Annotated in this window: 14 protein-coding genes and 1 pseudogene; 14 read left to right on the forward strand and 1 reads right to left on the reverse strand. The window is 61.9% G+C overall.

Going from position 1 to position 13,665, the window contains the following annotated elements:
- Positions 1 to 3 precede the first annotated feature (3 nt).
- Positions 4 to 837 carry an alpha/beta fold hydrolase gene (locus tag ACFFJK_RS06720; RefSeq protein WP_379678398.1) on the forward strand — a complete coding sequence of 278 codons (834 nt, stop codon included), beginning with the start codon at positions 4 to 6 and terminating at the stop codon, positions 835 to 837.
- Between the two features lie 58 nt (positions 838 to 895).
- Here the strand turns inward: ACFFJK_RS06720 and ACFFJK_RS06725 are convergent.
- Positions 896 to 1,077 (reverse strand): annotated as a pseudogene (locus tag ACFFJK_RS06725) (iron-containing alcohol dehydrogenase); the annotation flags it as partial.
- Between the two features lie 240 nt (positions 1,078 to 1,317).
- Between ACFFJK_RS06725 and ACFFJK_RS06730 the strand changes: the two are divergent.
- From ACFFJK_RS06730 to atpD, 13 genes are all read left to right on the forward strand, one after another.
- Complete coding sequence (locus ACFFJK_RS06730) at positions 1,318 to 2,088, forward strand: sulfite exporter TauE/SafE family protein (RefSeq protein WP_379678399.1); 771 nt, start codon at positions 1,318 to 1,320, stop codon at positions 2,086 to 2,088.
- 186 nt (positions 2,089 to 2,274) lie between these two features.
- Positions 2,275 to 4,206 carry a tRNA uridine-5-carboxymethylaminomethyl(34) synthesis enzyme MnmG gene (mnmG, locus tag ACFFJK_RS06735; protein WP_379678400.1) on the forward strand — a complete coding sequence of 644 codons (1,932 nt, stop codon included), beginning with the start codon at positions 2,275 to 2,277 and terminating at the stop codon, positions 4,204 to 4,206.
- On the forward strand, positions 4,203 to 4,862 hold the full coding sequence (gene rsmG / locus ACFFJK_RS06740) for a 16S rRNA (guanine(527)-N(7))-methyltransferase RsmG (protein ID WP_379678401.1): 660 nt from the start codon (positions 4,203 to 4,205) through the stop codon (positions 4,860 to 4,862). Before mnmG ends, rsmG begins: the two co-directional genes overlap by 4 nt.
- A 127-nt stretch (positions 4,863 to 4,989) precedes the next feature.
- On the forward strand, positions 4,990 to 5,760 hold the full coding sequence (locus ACFFJK_RS06745; RefSeq protein ID WP_379678402.1) for a ParA family protein: 771 nt from the start codon (positions 4,990 to 4,992) through the stop codon (positions 5,758 to 5,760).
- 38 nt (positions 5,761 to 5,798) lie between these two features.
- The gene (locus ACFFJK_RS06750) at positions 5,799 to 6,671 is read left to right on the forward strand and encodes a ParB/RepB/Spo0J family partition protein (RefSeq protein ID WP_379678403.1); all 873 of its coding nucleotides are present in this window, start codon (positions 5,799 to 5,801) and stop codon (positions 6,669 to 6,671) included.
- Between the two features lie 328 nt (positions 6,672 to 6,999).
- Positions 7,000 to 7,335, forward strand: a complete 336-nt coding sequence (locus ACFFJK_RS06755; protein WP_379678404.1) for an ATP synthase subunit I — start codon at positions 7,000 to 7,002, stop codon at positions 7,333 to 7,335.
- A gap of 3 nt (positions 7,336 to 7,338) precedes the next feature.
- Entirely contained in the window at positions 7,339 to 8,175 is an 837-nt protein-coding gene (gene atpB / locus ACFFJK_RS06760) for a F0F1 ATP synthase subunit A (RefSeq protein WP_379678405.1), read from the forward strand.
- A gap of 86 nt (positions 8,176 to 8,261) precedes the next feature.
- Positions 8,262 to 8,507 (forward strand): F0F1 ATP synthase subunit C, encoded by a 246-nt coding sequence (gene atpE / locus ACFFJK_RS06765; RefSeq protein ID WP_036253157.1) that lies wholly within the window; start codon positions 8,262 to 8,264, stop codon positions 8,505 to 8,507.
- A gap of 78 nt (positions 8,508 to 8,585) precedes the next feature.
- The gene (locus ACFFJK_RS06770) at positions 8,586 to 9,056 is read left to right on the forward strand and encodes a F0F1 ATP synthase subunit B (protein ID WP_379678406.1); all 471 of its coding nucleotides are present in this window, start codon (positions 8,586 to 8,588) and stop codon (positions 9,054 to 9,056) included.
- Positions 9,057 to 9,058: 2 nt separating this feature from the next.
- Positions 9,059 to 9,592 carry a F0F1 ATP synthase subunit delta gene (locus ACFFJK_RS06775; RefSeq protein ID WP_379678407.1) on the forward strand — a complete coding sequence of 178 codons (534 nt, stop codon included), beginning with the start codon at positions 9,059 to 9,061 and terminating at the stop codon, positions 9,590 to 9,592.
- Between the two features lie 75 nt (positions 9,593 to 9,667).
- Positions 9,668 to 11,209, forward strand: coding sequence for a F0F1 ATP synthase subunit alpha (atpA, locus tag ACFFJK_RS06780; RefSeq protein WP_379678408.1), 1,542 nt, complete (start codon positions 9,668 to 9,670; stop codon positions 11,207 to 11,209).
- Between the two features lie 56 nt (positions 11,210 to 11,265).
- Complete coding sequence (gene atpG / locus ACFFJK_RS06785; RefSeq protein ID WP_379678409.1) at positions 11,266 to 12,141, forward strand: F0F1 ATP synthase subunit gamma; 876 nt, start codon at positions 11,266 to 11,268, stop codon at positions 12,139 to 12,141.
- A gap of 103 nt (positions 12,142 to 12,244) precedes the next feature.
- Positions 12,245 to 13,648 carry a F0F1 ATP synthase subunit beta gene (gene atpD / locus ACFFJK_RS06790; RefSeq protein WP_379678411.1) on the forward strand — a complete coding sequence of 468 codons (1,404 nt, stop codon included), beginning with the start codon at positions 12,245 to 12,247 and terminating at the stop codon, positions 13,646 to 13,648.
- Positions 13,649 to 13,665 lie beyond the last annotated feature (17 nt).

Raw genomic sequence — 13,665 nt, forward strand, 5'->3', positions numbered from 1 at the left:
GACATGAACCTGGAATCGCATTTCGTCGACGTGCACGGCCTGCGCATGCATTACGTCAGCGCGGGCGAGGGGCCGGCCGTCATCCTGCTGCATGGTTTTCCGGATACCCACGAGATCTGGCGCCACCAGATTCCGGCGCTGGCGGCGCGCGGCCTGCGCGTGATCGCGCCCGACATGCGCGGCTACGGGCAGACGGATGCGCCCGAAAGCATGGGCGCCTACGCGGTCGAGTTCCTGTGCGCCGACATTCTCGGCCTGATGGATAAGCTGGGCCTGGACAAGGTGTCGCTCGTCGGCCACGATTGGGGCGGCCTGATCGGGTGGCAGCTGTGCATGAATGCGCCGCAGCGCTTCGTACGCTTCGTGGCTATGTCCACCGGCCATCCGGCGGCGATCGCCAATGCCGGCGTCACCCAGCAGATGCGCTTTTGGTACATCCTGGGCTTCCTGATGCCGGTCGTGGCGGAGCATGCGATCCGTGCCAACGACTGGTTTTTCCTGCGCCAACTGACGAACCGGCCCGAGCAGGTGGCGATCTGGCGCCGGGCGCTCGAGCCGGAAGGGCGCTTGAGCGCCGCCCTGAACTATTACCGGGCCAACCTCAAGCTGGGGCGTCCGCACCACTGGTGTCCGGTCGAGGTGCCGGTCATGGGCGTGTGGAGCGACCGCGATCCGGCGCTGGGCGAGAAACAGATGCTCGACTCCGTTCACCACTGCCGCGCGGGGTTCCGCTACGAGCGGCTCAGTGGTGCAGGGCACTGGATGCAACTGTCGGCCACTGACCGGCTCAACGCTTTGTTGATCGACTTCCTGCAACCGGGCGGCCAGGGGGCCTGACGATTGGGTGCTGGCCCGATCGCACGTCCGTGCTGTACCGACCTGCTTTCGTCCATTTTCAAAGCGCTGCGGCATAGATTGTGCGCGCATCAGCGCGGGTGAGTTCGCGCGGGTTGTTGCCGAGCAGTCGAGTCTGCAGCATGGCTTCAGCCGCCAGGCGGTCGAGGTCGCCCTCCTGGATGCCGACTTGCCGCAGGGTCGTCTCGATGCCGGTGATCCTGGGGTGTGCTGCATTGCAACAACGCCCATCTTCGCGCCGTTGCCGTCCGTGCCCGTGGTGACGATGGCGACGTTGGTGACTTGGGAAGCCGTGCCTGCCTTGGTCGCGCGGACAGGATGGTTGGCACGGTGCACAAGGCAAAGGCGGTCATACAAGTCTTCTCGGTTTTCGTGCTGCTTGGGGACAATAGTCTGCTGCTGACCAGGGTAGGCGCTCTGCCTTACAATGCGGCCTCTGCGTTCCACATAAACAAATCTCCCATGATTGATTTTGCTTGGCTCGGCGTCGCCGCCTTCGCCGCCGGCCTGGTCGATGCCGTCGTCGGCGGCGGCGGCCTGATTCAGATTCCCGCCATTTTTTCCGTGCTGCCCAAGGAAGTGCCGGCGACCCTGCTCGGTACCAACAAGTTCGCCAGCATCTTCGGCACCAGTGCCGCAGCAGTGAACTATGCGCGCCGGGTGCGGGTGGCATGGAGCACGGCGGCACCGGCGGCGCTGGCTGCCTTTGCGCTGTCCTTTGCCGGGGCCTGGACCGTCACGCGGGTACCGGCCGATTTTGTACGTACACTGTTGCCGATCATCCTCGTGGCGGTCGCGGTGTACACGTTCAAGAAGAAAGATCTGGGTGCGGTGCATGCGCCCGTGCACAGCGGGTTGGCCGAGCGTTACTGGGCCATCGGCATTGGTGCCGCCATCGGTTTCTACGACGGCTTCTTCGGGCCGGGTACCGGGAGCTTCCTGATCTTCCTGTTCGTCCGCTTCTTTGGCTTCGACTTCCTGAGCGCGTCGGCGGCGGCCAAGATCGTCAACGTGGCGTGCAACTTCTCGGCCTTGCTCTGGTTCGGCTACAGTGGTCACCTGCTGTGGCAACTGGGCCTGATGATGGCAGGGTGCCAGATTGCCGGCTCGCTGGTCGGTACCCGGCTGGCGCTGAAACACGGCAGCGGCTTCGTGCGCAAGCTGTTCCTGTTCGTGGTGTCCGGCCTGATCCTGAAGACAGCCTACGATGCATTCAGGACGATCGGTTGGTGATTGTTCCACGTGAAACAGCAAAGCCGGGTTCGCCCGGCTTTTGTTTTTTGTTTCACGTGAAACGTCGACAGCGAACGCGTAAAGTGTTCCACGTGAAACAAAAACGTCGTTTTCCGGCCGTAGAAGAGTCCAGCAAGAAAAAAGAATCTATAATCGCGCATTAGTCTCCTCGCCTCACTCTCCATCATGCTATTTCCTACTGAATTCGACGTCATCGTCGTCGGCGGCGGCCATGCCGGAACCGAGGCCGCACTCGCATCCGCACGCACGGGCCAAAAGACCCTGCTGCTGACCCACAATATCGAAACGCTGGGCGCCATGTCCTGCAATCCGTCGATCGGCGGCATCGGTAAGGGCCACCTCGTGAAGGAAGTGGACGCCCTGGGAGGCGCCATGGCCATCGCCACCGACGAGTCGGGCATCCAGTTTCGTATCCTGAATTCGTCCAAGGGCCCGGCCGTGCGCGCCACCCGCGCCCAGGCGGACCGGGTGCTGTACAAGGCGGCCATTCGTTCGCGCATCGAAAACCAGCCTAACCTGTGGCTGTTCCAGCAGGCGGTGGATGACCTGATGGTGGAGGGCGACCGCGTTGTCGGCGCCGTGACCCAAGTCGGCTTGCAATTCCGCGCCCGCGCCGTGGTACTGACCGCCGGTACCTTCCTCGACGGGAAGATCCACGTCGGCCTGCAAAACTACTCGGGTGGCCGTGCCGGCGACCCGCCTGCGCTGTCGCTCTCGGCGCGCCTGAAAGAACTCAAGCTGCCGCAGGGCCGCCTGAAGACCGGCACCCCGCCGCGCATCGACGGTCGCAGCATCGATTTCTCCGTGCTGGCCGAACAGCCTGGCGACCTCGATCCGGTGCCGGTGTTTTCAACCATGGGCAACGCGAGCATGCATCCGCGCCAGGTGCCGTGCTGGGTGACCCACACCAACGAGAAAACCCACGACATCATCCGTAACGGCCTCGACCGCAGCCCGATGTATACCGGCGTCATCGAAGGCGTCGGCCCGCGCTACTGCCCATCGATCGAAGACAAGATCCACCGCTTCGCCTCGAAAGAGTCGCACCAGATCTTCCTGGAACCGGAAGGGCTCACGACCAACGAGTTCTATCCGAACGGGATCTCGACCAGCCTGCCGTTCGACGTGCAACTGGAACTGGTGCGCTCGATGCGCGGCCTGGAGAATGCTTTCATCCTGCGCCCCGGGTATGCGATCGAATACGATTATTTCGACCCGCGCGGCCTCAAGGCTTCGCTCGAGACCAAGGCGATCAAGGGCCTGTTCTTCGCCGGCCAAATCAACGGTACCACCGGCTATGAAGAAGCGGCGGCCCAAGGCTTGCTGGCCGGCCTGAATGCGGCGCTGCAGACGCAAGGCAAGGAGGCCTGGACGCCGGGCCGTTCGGAAGCCTACCTTGGCGTGCTGGTCGACGACCTCACCACGCAGGGCGTGGCCGAGCCTTATCGGATGTTCACCAGCCGTGCCGAATACCGCCTGTCGCTACGCGAAGACAATGCCGACATGCGCCTGACCGAAATCGGCCGCAAGCTCGGCATCGTCGGCGACGCGCAATGGGCCGCCTTCGAGACCAAACGCGAAAGCATCGCACGCGAACTGGAACGCCTGCGCTCGACCTGGGTCAACCCACGCATCCTGGCAGCCGCCGAGTCCGAGCGCGTGGTGGGGCAGGCGATCGAGCGCGAATACAACCTGGCCGACCTGCTGCGCCGCCCGGGCGTGCAGTACGACACCCTGATGAGCATGACGGGCATGGAGGGGCAGCCGCTGGCCGGTCCCGGCGTGGAAGACCCGGCCGTGAAGGAGCAGATCGAGATCCAGCTGAAGTACGCCGGTTACATCGACCGCCAGGCGCGCGAGGTGGAACGCCACGACCATTACGAAAACCTGAAGCTGCCCGAGAACCTGAACTACCTGGAGATCGCGGCACTGTCGATCGAGGTGCGCCAGAAGCTGGACAAACAGCGTCCCGAAACCCTGGGCCAGGCATCACGCATCTCGGGCGTGACCCCGGCGGCGATCTCGCTGCTGCTGGTACACCTGAAAAAACGCGGCGCCAAAGGTTTTACCGGCACGACGGCGGAGGCGGCCGAATGAAGTTTTTCGACCGCGCCGCGCTGGCGCAGGTGCTGGGCGACGGCATCGCCGACATGAAGCTCGACGTCTCCCAGGCACAGCAGGACAAGTTGCTGGACTATCTGGCGCTGATGAACAAGTGGAACAGCGTCTACAACCTGACTTCCTTGCGCGACCCGATGCAGATGGTGACCCACCATCTGCTCGATTCGCTTGCCGCGGTACCGGCCTTCGCCGGCGCGCGCAACGTGCTGGACGTCGGGGCAGGGGGCGGGCTGCCCGGGACCGTACTGGCGATCTGCCGCCCCGACATGCAGGTGTCGATGATCGACACGGTGCACAAGAAAACCGCTTTCCTCAAGCAGGTCAAAGCGGAACTGGAGTTGGCCAACGTCACCGTGTACACGATGAAGGTGCAGGAATTGGCGGTAGGCGAGAAATTCGACGTGATCACTTCGCGCGCCTTTGCCGACCTGAGCGATTTCCTGAACTGGTCGGGTCACCTGCTGCTCGAGGGCGGGAGGTTCATCGCCTTGAAGGGAGTGGCGCCGGCACAAGAGCAGGAACGCATACCGCAAGAATGGAAAGTGACCGGTGTGCAGCCGCTGCAGGTGCCAAGGCTGGGAGCGGAACGCCACCTGGTTTTCGTCGAGCGTTCCGGTCCTACTCCAGTATAAACAGAATAAACCGTATAAATAGTTTATATCGTTTTTATAGTATAAATCATTAAAATGGTTTGTATTGTATGAACGGTATAGTGACTTGTTCATTGCATCGTATCGTTGCTCCCACGGATAAGAATAGATGGCGAAGATTTTTTGCGTAGCGAACCAGAAGGGCGGGGTCGGCAAGACCACCACCACCGTCAACCTGTCGGCCGGCCTTGCCAAGCTCGAGCAGCGGGTATTGCTGGTGGACCTCGACCCGCAGGGCAATGCGACGATGGGCGCGGGCATCAACAAGGCTTCGCTTGCCAGTTCGATCTACCAGGTACTGCTGGGAGAGGCCGACGTGGCCGCCGCCCGCCAGCGTTCGGAAGCGGGGCGCTTCGACGTGTTGCCCGCCAACCGCGAGCTGGCCGGTGCCGAAGTGGAGATGGTGGCGCTCGAGAACCGCGAACGCCGCCTGAAGGAAGCGCTGGCCGCCGTGGACGAGGAGTACGACTTCATCCTCGTCGACTGCCCGCCCGCGCTGTCGCTGCTGACCCTCAACGGCCTGTGCGCGGCGCACGGCGTGATCATCCCGATGCAGTGCGAGTACTACGCACTGGAAGGCCTGTCCGACCTGGTCAACACGATCAAGAAGGTGCATGCCAACCTGAACACGGACCTGCGCATCATCGGCCTGTTGCGCGTGATGTTCGATCCGCGCATGACGCTGTCGCAACAGGTGTCGAAGCAGCTGGAGCAGCATTTCGGCGACAAGGTGTTCAAGACCATCATCCCGCGCAACGTGCGTCTGGCGGAGGCGCCCTCGTACGGCATGCCCGGCGTCGTGTTCGATCCCTCGTCCAAGGGCGCGCAGGCGTACATTGCCTTCGGCGCCGAAATGGTCGAGCGCATCAAGACGATGTGATCAATACATAAACAACAACTACAGGGAGCTGACAGAGAATGGCAACCAAAAAACTCAAGGGCCTCGGCCGCGGCCTTGACGCCCTGCTGGGCGGCGACAGCCAGCCGGCGCCGAGCGCCGCGCCGTCCTCGCTGCCGGTGGCGCAGATCCAGGCCGGCAAGTACCAGCCGCGCACCCGCATGGACGAAACCTCGCTCAGCGAACTGGCCGCCTCCATCAAGACCCAGGGCATCATGCAGCCGGTGCTGGTGCGCCCGCTGGGCGAGGGCGCGCCGGTCCCGTACGAGATCATCGCCGGCGAGCGGCGCTTCCGCGCCGCGCAGATGGCCGGCCTGGAAGAGATTCCGGTGCTGGTGCGCGAAGTGGACGACCAGTCCGCCGCCGCGATGGCCCTGATCGAGAACATCCAGCGCGAAGACCTGAACCCGCTCGAAGAGGCGCAGGGCATCCAGCGCCTGATCAACGACTTTCATTTTACCCACGAGCAGGCGGCGAACGCCGTGGGCCGCTCGCGCAGCGCGGTATCGAACCTATTGCGCCTGATCAACCTCGCCTCGCCGGTCCAGACCATGCTGATGGCCGGCGATATCGACATGGGCCACGCCCGCGCCCTGCTGGCCGTCGACAGCGCCCACCAGATCACGCTGGCGAACCAGGTGATCGCCAAGCGCCTGTCCGTGCGCGAGACTGAAAAGCTGGTGGCGCGTGCGCTCGAGGAGCAGTCCAGCCCGGCCGCCACTGCGCGCGCCAGGGAAAAGCCGGGCGACATCGTGCGCCTGGAAGAAGAGCTGTCCGACAAGCTTGCCACGCCCGTCATGTTCAAGATGGGACCAAAGGGCAAGGGCCAGCTCATCATCGACTTCGCCGACCTCGATATCCTGGACGGCGTGCTGGCCCGCCTGCGCGCCTGAGATTGTGACTTGTCCATGAAAGCCCGGCCGGCACGCGGCCGCGCGTGCAATTGACGTATGCATGCCACGCTGCCGCGCGTCCGTCACCCGTCGGGCGCGTAGCCGCGCGATAGCCAAGCCCGCGCAAGTGGGTACTGACTCAGCGGTTAAGTAACTGAAATTATGGGATTTTCAGCAATCTTTATGTTGCATCCGGCACATCTTTACACCCCAGTTATAAGCGCGGAATCGTTTGACTCGCGTCCGTATAACCACTTATAATCCCGCTGATTCATGTAATTACCACATCGTAACTCGTCCCAATGCGCTAGCGCGAAATAACAAAAACATGCTGCGCATCGTCTCCCTGCAATTGATCGCAACAGTAGTCGTAGGCATCATCGCCGCACTGCTGGGGGGATGGGCTGCGATGTTTTCTGCAGTACTGGGCGGATTATGTTGTGTCGTGCCCAATGGCATCATGGCAGTGCGCTTGTTTGCTTCTGCAAAAACGGGTACGGCGAACCCTGCCACGTTTTTCATTTGGGAATTTATAAAGATTGCTTTAACGCTGGTGCTGCTGGGCATCACCGCGTGGCTGTACCGCGATCTGAACTGGCTGGCGCTGATCGCCGGGTTCATCGTGGCGCTGAAAAGTTACATATTCTTATTATTTAGGCACTGAAAAATGGCGACTCCATCCGCAGACGGCGCAGCGCACGCGCCCACCGCTTCAGAATATATCCGGCACCACCTGGGCCACCTGTCGAACAAGCACCAGGACTTCGTGGTCGATTTTTCGATCCTCAACTACGACACCCTGTTCTGGTCGATCGCCATGGGCATTACCGGCTGCCTGCTCATGTGGCTGGCCGCGCGCCGCGCCACCGCGGGCGTGCCGGGCCGTTTCCAGGGCTTTGTCGAAATGATGTTCGAGATGGTCGATGACCAGGCCAAGGCCATCGTGAAAGGCGACCGCAGCTTTATCGCGCCGGCCGCGCTGACCGTCTTCGTCTGGGTTGTCCTGATGAACGCGCTGGACCTGCTGCCGGTGGACATGTGGTCCTGGCTGTTCGCCTTCTTCGGCGTGGAACACATCTTCCCGTATCACCGCGTGGTTCCGACCGCCGACCTCAACGCCCCGCTCGGCATGGCGCTTGGCGTGCTGGCCCTGATGTTCTATTACAGCATCAAGGTCAAGGGTCTGGGCGGCTGGCTCCACGAACTGTTCGCAGCCCCGTTCGGCATCCTGATGGCGCCGTTCAACCTGCTGCTGAACATCATCGAATACGCAGCAAAAACGGTGTCGCTCGGTATGCGACTGTTCGGCAACATGTTTGCCGGTGAGCTGCTGTTCCTCTTGATCGCACTGCTGGGCGGGACCGCGACCATCTTCGGTTTCGTCGGCCACGTGATTGCTGGTTCCATCTGGGCGATCTTCCACATCCTGATCGTGGTCCTGCAGGCATTCATCTTCATGATGCTGACGCTGGTGTATCTCGGTCAGGCCCACGAAGGCCACTGATCGGCGCCGCAAGCATCGAACGAATGTGGTTGTAACGAAGTTGTAGTTTTTATCTAGCTTTTAATTTTTAACTTATTGGAGTAATCATGACTGACGTTTCTTTTGTTGCACTGGCTTGCGGTTTGATCATCGGCCTCGGCGCTATCGGCGCATGTATCGGTATCGCAATCATGGGCGGTAAGTACCTGGAAGCTTCGGCACGTCAGCCTGAACTGATGAACACCCTGCAGACCAAGATGTTCCTGCTGGCTGGCCTGATCGACGCGGCATTCCTGATCGGTGTTGGTATCGCCATGCTGTTCGCGTTCGCAAACCCGTTCACCCCGACCTAAGAGCTCTGGTTCAGAACGTCTTGAAGGGCCGAACCAGTTCTGGTTCGGCATCCGTGTTTCTGTAAGAAGGATACAACCGTGAACATCAACGCAACCCTGATTGCTCAGTTCGTGGTCTTCTTCATCCTGGCGATGTTCACGATGAAATTCGTGTGGCCGCCACTGATGAAAGCGCTCGACGAGCGCGCCGAGAGGATCTCGAATGGCCTGGCTGCCGCCGACCGCGGCAAGGCCGACCTGGCCGCCGCCGAAAAGCGCGTGCAGGCCGAACTGGCCGGCGCCCGTGACGAAGTGCAAAAGCGCATCGCCGATGCCGAAAAGCGCGCTGCCCAGATCATCGACGCAGCCAAGCAGACCGCTGCCGAAGAAGCCGCCCGTATCGTCGCCGCCGCCCAGGCCGACGCCGAGCAGCAAGTGACCCGCGCCCGCGAAGAACTGCGTGGCCAGGTTGCCGCCCTCGCGGTGCAAGGCGCCGAACAGATCCTGAAGCGCGAAGTGAACCCAGCGGTCCACGCCGACCTGCTGTCGAAACTGTCGACCGAGCTCTGATCATGGCTGAACTCGCAACCGTCGCCCGCCCCTACGCCGAAGCGCTGTTCCGTGTTGCCCAGTCGGGCGACATGGCCGCCTGGTCGGCCGCTACTGCCGAGCTGGGCCAGATCGGCGCCAACCCGGACGTGCAGGCTTTCGCCGCCAACCCGAAGGTCACCGCCGCACAGCTGGCCGACACGATTGCGTCCCTGGTCAAGTCGCCGCTGAACGCTGAAGCGAAGAACTTTATCGCGATGCTGGCCGAAAACGGCCGCATCAACCTGCTGCCCGAGATCGCCGCCCAGTTCGCGGCACTGAAGAACGCCAACGAAGGCGCCGCCGACGCGACGATCTTCAGCGCCTTTGACATCTCGGGTGACCAGCTGGCACAGTTGGTCGCTACGCTGGAAAAGAAATTTGGCCGCAAGCTGAACCCAACGGTAACAGTGGATCCTTCGCTGATCGGTGGTGTGCGCGTGGTCGTCGGCGACGAAGTGCTCGATACCTCGGTACGCGCCAAGCTGCAACAGCTGCATGTTGCGCTGGTGTCGTAATCGGGTCGAATCGATTCGCACGCGCCGCCCTCGCGCCCTTGCCCTACGCATCAAAAACATTTGGAGTTAGCACTCATGCAACTTAATTCTTCTGAAATCAGCGAACTGATCAAGAGCCGCATCCAGGGTCTGGAAGGTTCGGCTGAAGTTCGCAATCAAGGCACGGTGATCTCCGTCGCCGACGGTATCTGCCGCATCCATGGTCTGTCGGACGTGATGCAGGGCGAGATGCTGGAGTTCCCCGGCAACACCTTCGGCCTGGCGATGAACCTCGAGCGCGACTCGGTCGGCGCCGTCATCCTGGGCGCCTACGAGCACATCTCGGAAGGCGATACCGTCAAGACCACCGGCCGCATCCTGGAAGTGCCGATCGGTCCGGAACTGCGTGGCCGCGTGGTCAACGCACTGGGCCAGCCGATCGACGGCAAGGGTCCGATCGCCACCACCCTGACCGCACCGATCGAAAAGATCGCGCCGGGCGTGATCGCCCGTGAATCGGTCTCGCAGCCGATGCAAACCGGTATCAAGTCGATCGACGCGATGGTGCCGATCGGCCGTGGCCAGCGTGAGCTGATCATTGGCGACCGCCAGACCGGCAAGTCGGCCGTGGCTGTCGACGCGATCATCAACCAGAAGGGCCAGGGCGTCACCTGCGTGTACGTCGCAATCGGCCAGAAGGCCTCGACCATCAAGAACATCGTCCGCTCGCTGGAACAGCACGGCGCGATGGAGTACACCATCGTGGTCGCCGCTTCCGCTTCGGAATCGGCTGCGATGCAGTACATCTCGGCCTACTCGGGCTGCGCGATGGGCGAATACTTCCGCGACCGCGGCGAAGACGCGCTGATCGTCTATGACGACCTGTCGAAGCAGGCAGTCGCCTACCGCCAGATCTCGCTGCTGCTGCGCCGTCCGCCGGGCCGCGAAGCGTATCCGGGCGACGTGTTCTACCTGCACAGCCGTCTGCTGGAGCGCGCAGCGCGCGTGAACGCCGACTACGTCGAGAAGTTCACCAATGGCGCCGTCACCGGCAAGACCGGTTCGCTGACCGCACTGCCGATCATCGAAACCCAGGCAGGCGACGTCTCGGCATTCGTGCCGACCAACGTGATTTCGATTACCGACGGCCAGATCTTCCTGGAGACCTCGCTGTTCAACGCCGGTATCCGTCCTGCGATCAACGCAGGTATCTCGGTCTCGCGCGTCGGTGGCGCAGCCCAGACCAAGGTCATCAAGGGCCTGTCGGGCGGTATCCGTACCGACCTGGCGCAGTACCGTGAACTGGCTGCGTTCGCGCAGTTCGCATCGGACCTGGACGAATCGACCCGCAAGCAGCTGGACCGTGGCGCACGCGTGACCGAACTGCTGAAGCAGCCGCAATTCTCGCCGCTGTCGACCTCGCTGATGGCCGCATCGCTGTTCGCCGTCAACAAGGGCTACCTGGACGACATCGAAGTCAAGCGCGTCCTGCCGTTCGAGCAGGGACTGCACAACTTCCTGAAGTCGGGCCACGCTGCGCTGCTGTCGAAGATCGACGAAACCAAGCAACTGGACAAGGACGGCGAAGCTGCGCTGGCCGCCGCCATTGCTGATTTCAAGAAATCCGGCGCATATTAATCGTCAAGCCGGCGCCGTGTAGACACGGTGCCGGTGCGCGGAAGGAGTAAGGACTCATGGCAGTAGGCAAAGAGATTCGTGGCAAGATCAAGAGCGTAGAAAATACGAAGAAGATCACCAAGGCGATGGAAATGGTCGCCGCATCGAAAATGCGCAAGGCGCAGGACCGCATGCGCGCCGCCCGTCCCTACAGTGACAAGGTTCGTAACATCACCGCCAATCTTGCCGGCGCAAACCCGGAATACACCCACCCGTTCATGGCGCAAGCCAAGGACGTGCAGGCAAAAGCAGTCGGCTTCATCGTCGTCACGACCGACAAGGGTCTGTGCGGCGGCATGAACACCAACGTGCTGCGCCAGGTGACGCTGAAGGCGCGTGAAGTGGAACAGGCAGGCAACCGCGTCGAGGCAGTCGCCATCGGCAACAAGGGCCTGGGTTTCCTGAACCGCATGGGCATGAAGCTGGTCTCGCAAGCCACCCAGCTCGGCGACACCCCGCACCTGGACAAGCTGATCGGCCCGGTCAAAGTGATGCTGGATGCGTACCAGGAAGGCAAGCTCGACGCTGTCTACCTGTGCTACACCAAGTTCATCAACACGATGAAGCAGGAACCGATGGTCGAGCAACTGCTGCCGCTGCCCGCAAAGCACATGGAAGCGGAAGCGGGCGGACACAGCTGGGACTACATCTACGAACCGGAAGCGGCCGTCGTCATCGACGAACTGCTGGTGCGTTACGTGGAAGCGCTGGTGTACCAGGCGGTTGCAGAAAACCTGGCGTCCGAGCAGTCGGCGCGCATGGTCGCGATGAAGGCCGCGAGCGATAACGCCGGCAGTGTCATCAGCGACCTGAAGCTGGTCTACAACAAGACCCGCCAGGCGGCGATTACCAAAGAACTTTCCGAGATCGTCTCGGGCGCGGCAGCCGTCTAAGCAAGCGCCTTGGGGAAAGAGTCGGGCGAGCGAAGCGAGCGCTACTCTGTCCCCCAACTGATCTTAACTAAAAGAATTTAACTATATATCTGAAGGAACGAACATGGCTGATGGCAAAATCGTTCAGTGTATCGGCGCCGTGGTTGACGTGGAATTTCCGCGTAACGCCATGCCGAAGGTTTTCGACGCACTGAAAATGGAAGGTTCGGAACTGACCCTGGAAGTCCAGCAGCAGCTGGGCGACGGCGTGGTCCGTACCATTGCACTGGGCAGCTCGGAAGGCCTGCGTCGCGGCATGACCATCCAGAACACCGGCAACCCGATCATGGTCCCGGTTGGCACCGCCACCCTGGGTCGCATCATGGACGTGCTGGGCAATCCGATCGACGAATGCGGTCCGGTCAGCCATGAGCGCATGGCCTCGATCCACCGCGATGCGCCGGCCTACGACGAACTGTCGCCATCGACCGACCTGCTGGAAACCGGCATCAAGGTCATCGACCTGGTCTGCCCGTTCGCAAAAGGCGGTAAGGTCGGCCTGTTCGGCGGCGCCGGCGTCGGCAAGACCGTCAACATGATGGAACTGATCAACAACATCGCAAAGGCGCACTCGGGTCTGTCCGTGTTCGCCGGCGTGGGTGAGCGTACCCGTGAAGGTAACGACTTCTACCACGAGATGGCGGACGCCAAGGTCGTCGACCTGGAAAACCCGACCAACTCGAAAGTGGCGATGGTCTATGGTCAGATGAACGAACCGCCGGGCAACCGTCTGCGCGTGGCGCTGACCGGCCTGACCATGGCGGAAGCGTTCCGTGACGAAGGTAAGGACGTTCTGTTCTTCGTCGACAACATCTACCGTTACACCCTGGCCGGTACCGAAGTGTCGGCACTGCTGGGCCGTATGCCGTCCGCGGTGGGCTACCAGCCGACCCTGGCCGAAGAAATGGGCCGCCTGCAAGAGCGTATTACCTCGACCAAGACCGGTTCGATCACCTCGATCCAGGCCGTGTACGTCCCTGCGGATGACTTGACCGACCCGTCGCCGGCAACCACCTTCGCCCACCTGGACTCGACCGTCGTTCTGTCGCGTGACATCGCTTCGCTGGGTATCTACCCGGCAGTGGACCCGCTGGACTCGACCTCGCGCCAGCTGGACCCGCTGGTCGTCGGTGAAGAGCACTACGCCACCGCGCGCGCCGTGCAGGGCACCCTGCAGCGCTACAAGGAACTGCGCGACATCATCGCGATTCTGGGCATGGACGAACTGGCGCCGGAAGACAAGCTGGTCGTGGCACGCGCCCGTAAGATGCAGCGTTTCCTGTCGCAGCCGTTCCACGTCGCCGAAGTGTTCACCGGCTCGCCGGGCAAGTACGTTTCGCTGAAGGACACGATCAAGGGCTTCAAGATGATCGCGTCGGGCGAACTGGACCACCTGCCGGAGCAGGCCTTCTACATGGTCGGCACCATCGAGGAAGCAATCGAAAAGGCCAAGAAGCTGGCTGCCTAAGCTAACTTCTTCAACCT

Origin of the sequence: Massilia consociata, from assembly GCF_042432755.1 — a bacterium.
Taxonomy (GTDB): Bacteria; Pseudomonadota; Gammaproteobacteria; order Burkholderiales; family Burkholderiaceae_D; genus Telluria; species Telluria consociata.

Bases quoted from the DNA above. Each gene is read 5' to 3' on its own strand.
- ACFFJK_RS06720 (WP_379678398.1), top strand. From the start codon at position 4: ATGAACCTGGAATCGCATTTCGTCGACGTGCACGGCCTGCGCATGCAT.
- ACFFJK_RS06730 (WP_379678399.1), top strand. From the start codon at position 1,318: ATGATTGATTTTGCTTGGCTCGGCGTCGCCGCCTTCGCCGCCGGCCTG.
- mnmG (WP_379678400.1), top strand. From the start codon at position 2,275: ATGCTATTTCCTACTGAATTCGACGTCATCGTCGTCGGCGGCGGCCAT.
- rsmG (WP_379678401.1), top strand. From the start codon at position 4,203: ATGAAGTTTTTCGACCGCGCCGCGCTGGCGCAGGTGCTGGGCGACGGC.
- ACFFJK_RS06745 (WP_379678402.1), top strand. From the start codon at position 4,990: ATGGCGAAGATTTTTTGCGTAGCGAACCAGAAGGGCGGGGTCGGCAAG.
- ACFFJK_RS06750 (WP_379678403.1), top strand. From the start codon at position 5,799: ATGGCAACCAAAAAACTCAAGGGCCTCGGCCGCGGCCTTGACGCCCTG.
- ACFFJK_RS06755 (WP_379678404.1), top strand. From the start codon at position 7,000: ATGCTGCGCATCGTCTCCCTGCAATTGATCGCAACAGTAGTCGTAGGC.
- atpB (WP_379678405.1), top strand. From the start codon at position 7,339: ATGGCGACTCCATCCGCAGACGGCGCAGCGCACGCGCCCACCGCTTCA.
- atpE (WP_036253157.1), top strand. From the start codon at position 8,262: ATGACTGACGTTTCTTTTGTTGCACTGGCTTGCGGTTTGATCATCGGC.
- ACFFJK_RS06775 (WP_379678407.1), top strand. From the start codon at position 9,059: ATGGCTGAACTCGCAACCGTCGCCCGCCCCTACGCCGAAGCGCTGTTC.
- atpA (WP_379678408.1), top strand. From the start codon at position 9,668: ATGCAACTTAATTCTTCTGAAATCAGCGAACTGATCAAGAGCCGCATC.
- atpG (WP_379678409.1), top strand. From the start codon at position 11,266: ATGGCAGTAGGCAAAGAGATTCGTGGCAAGATCAAGAGCGTAGAAAAT.
- atpD (WP_379678411.1), top strand. From the start codon at position 12,245: ATGGCTGATGGCAAAATCGTTCAGTGTATCGGCGCCGTGGTTGACGTG.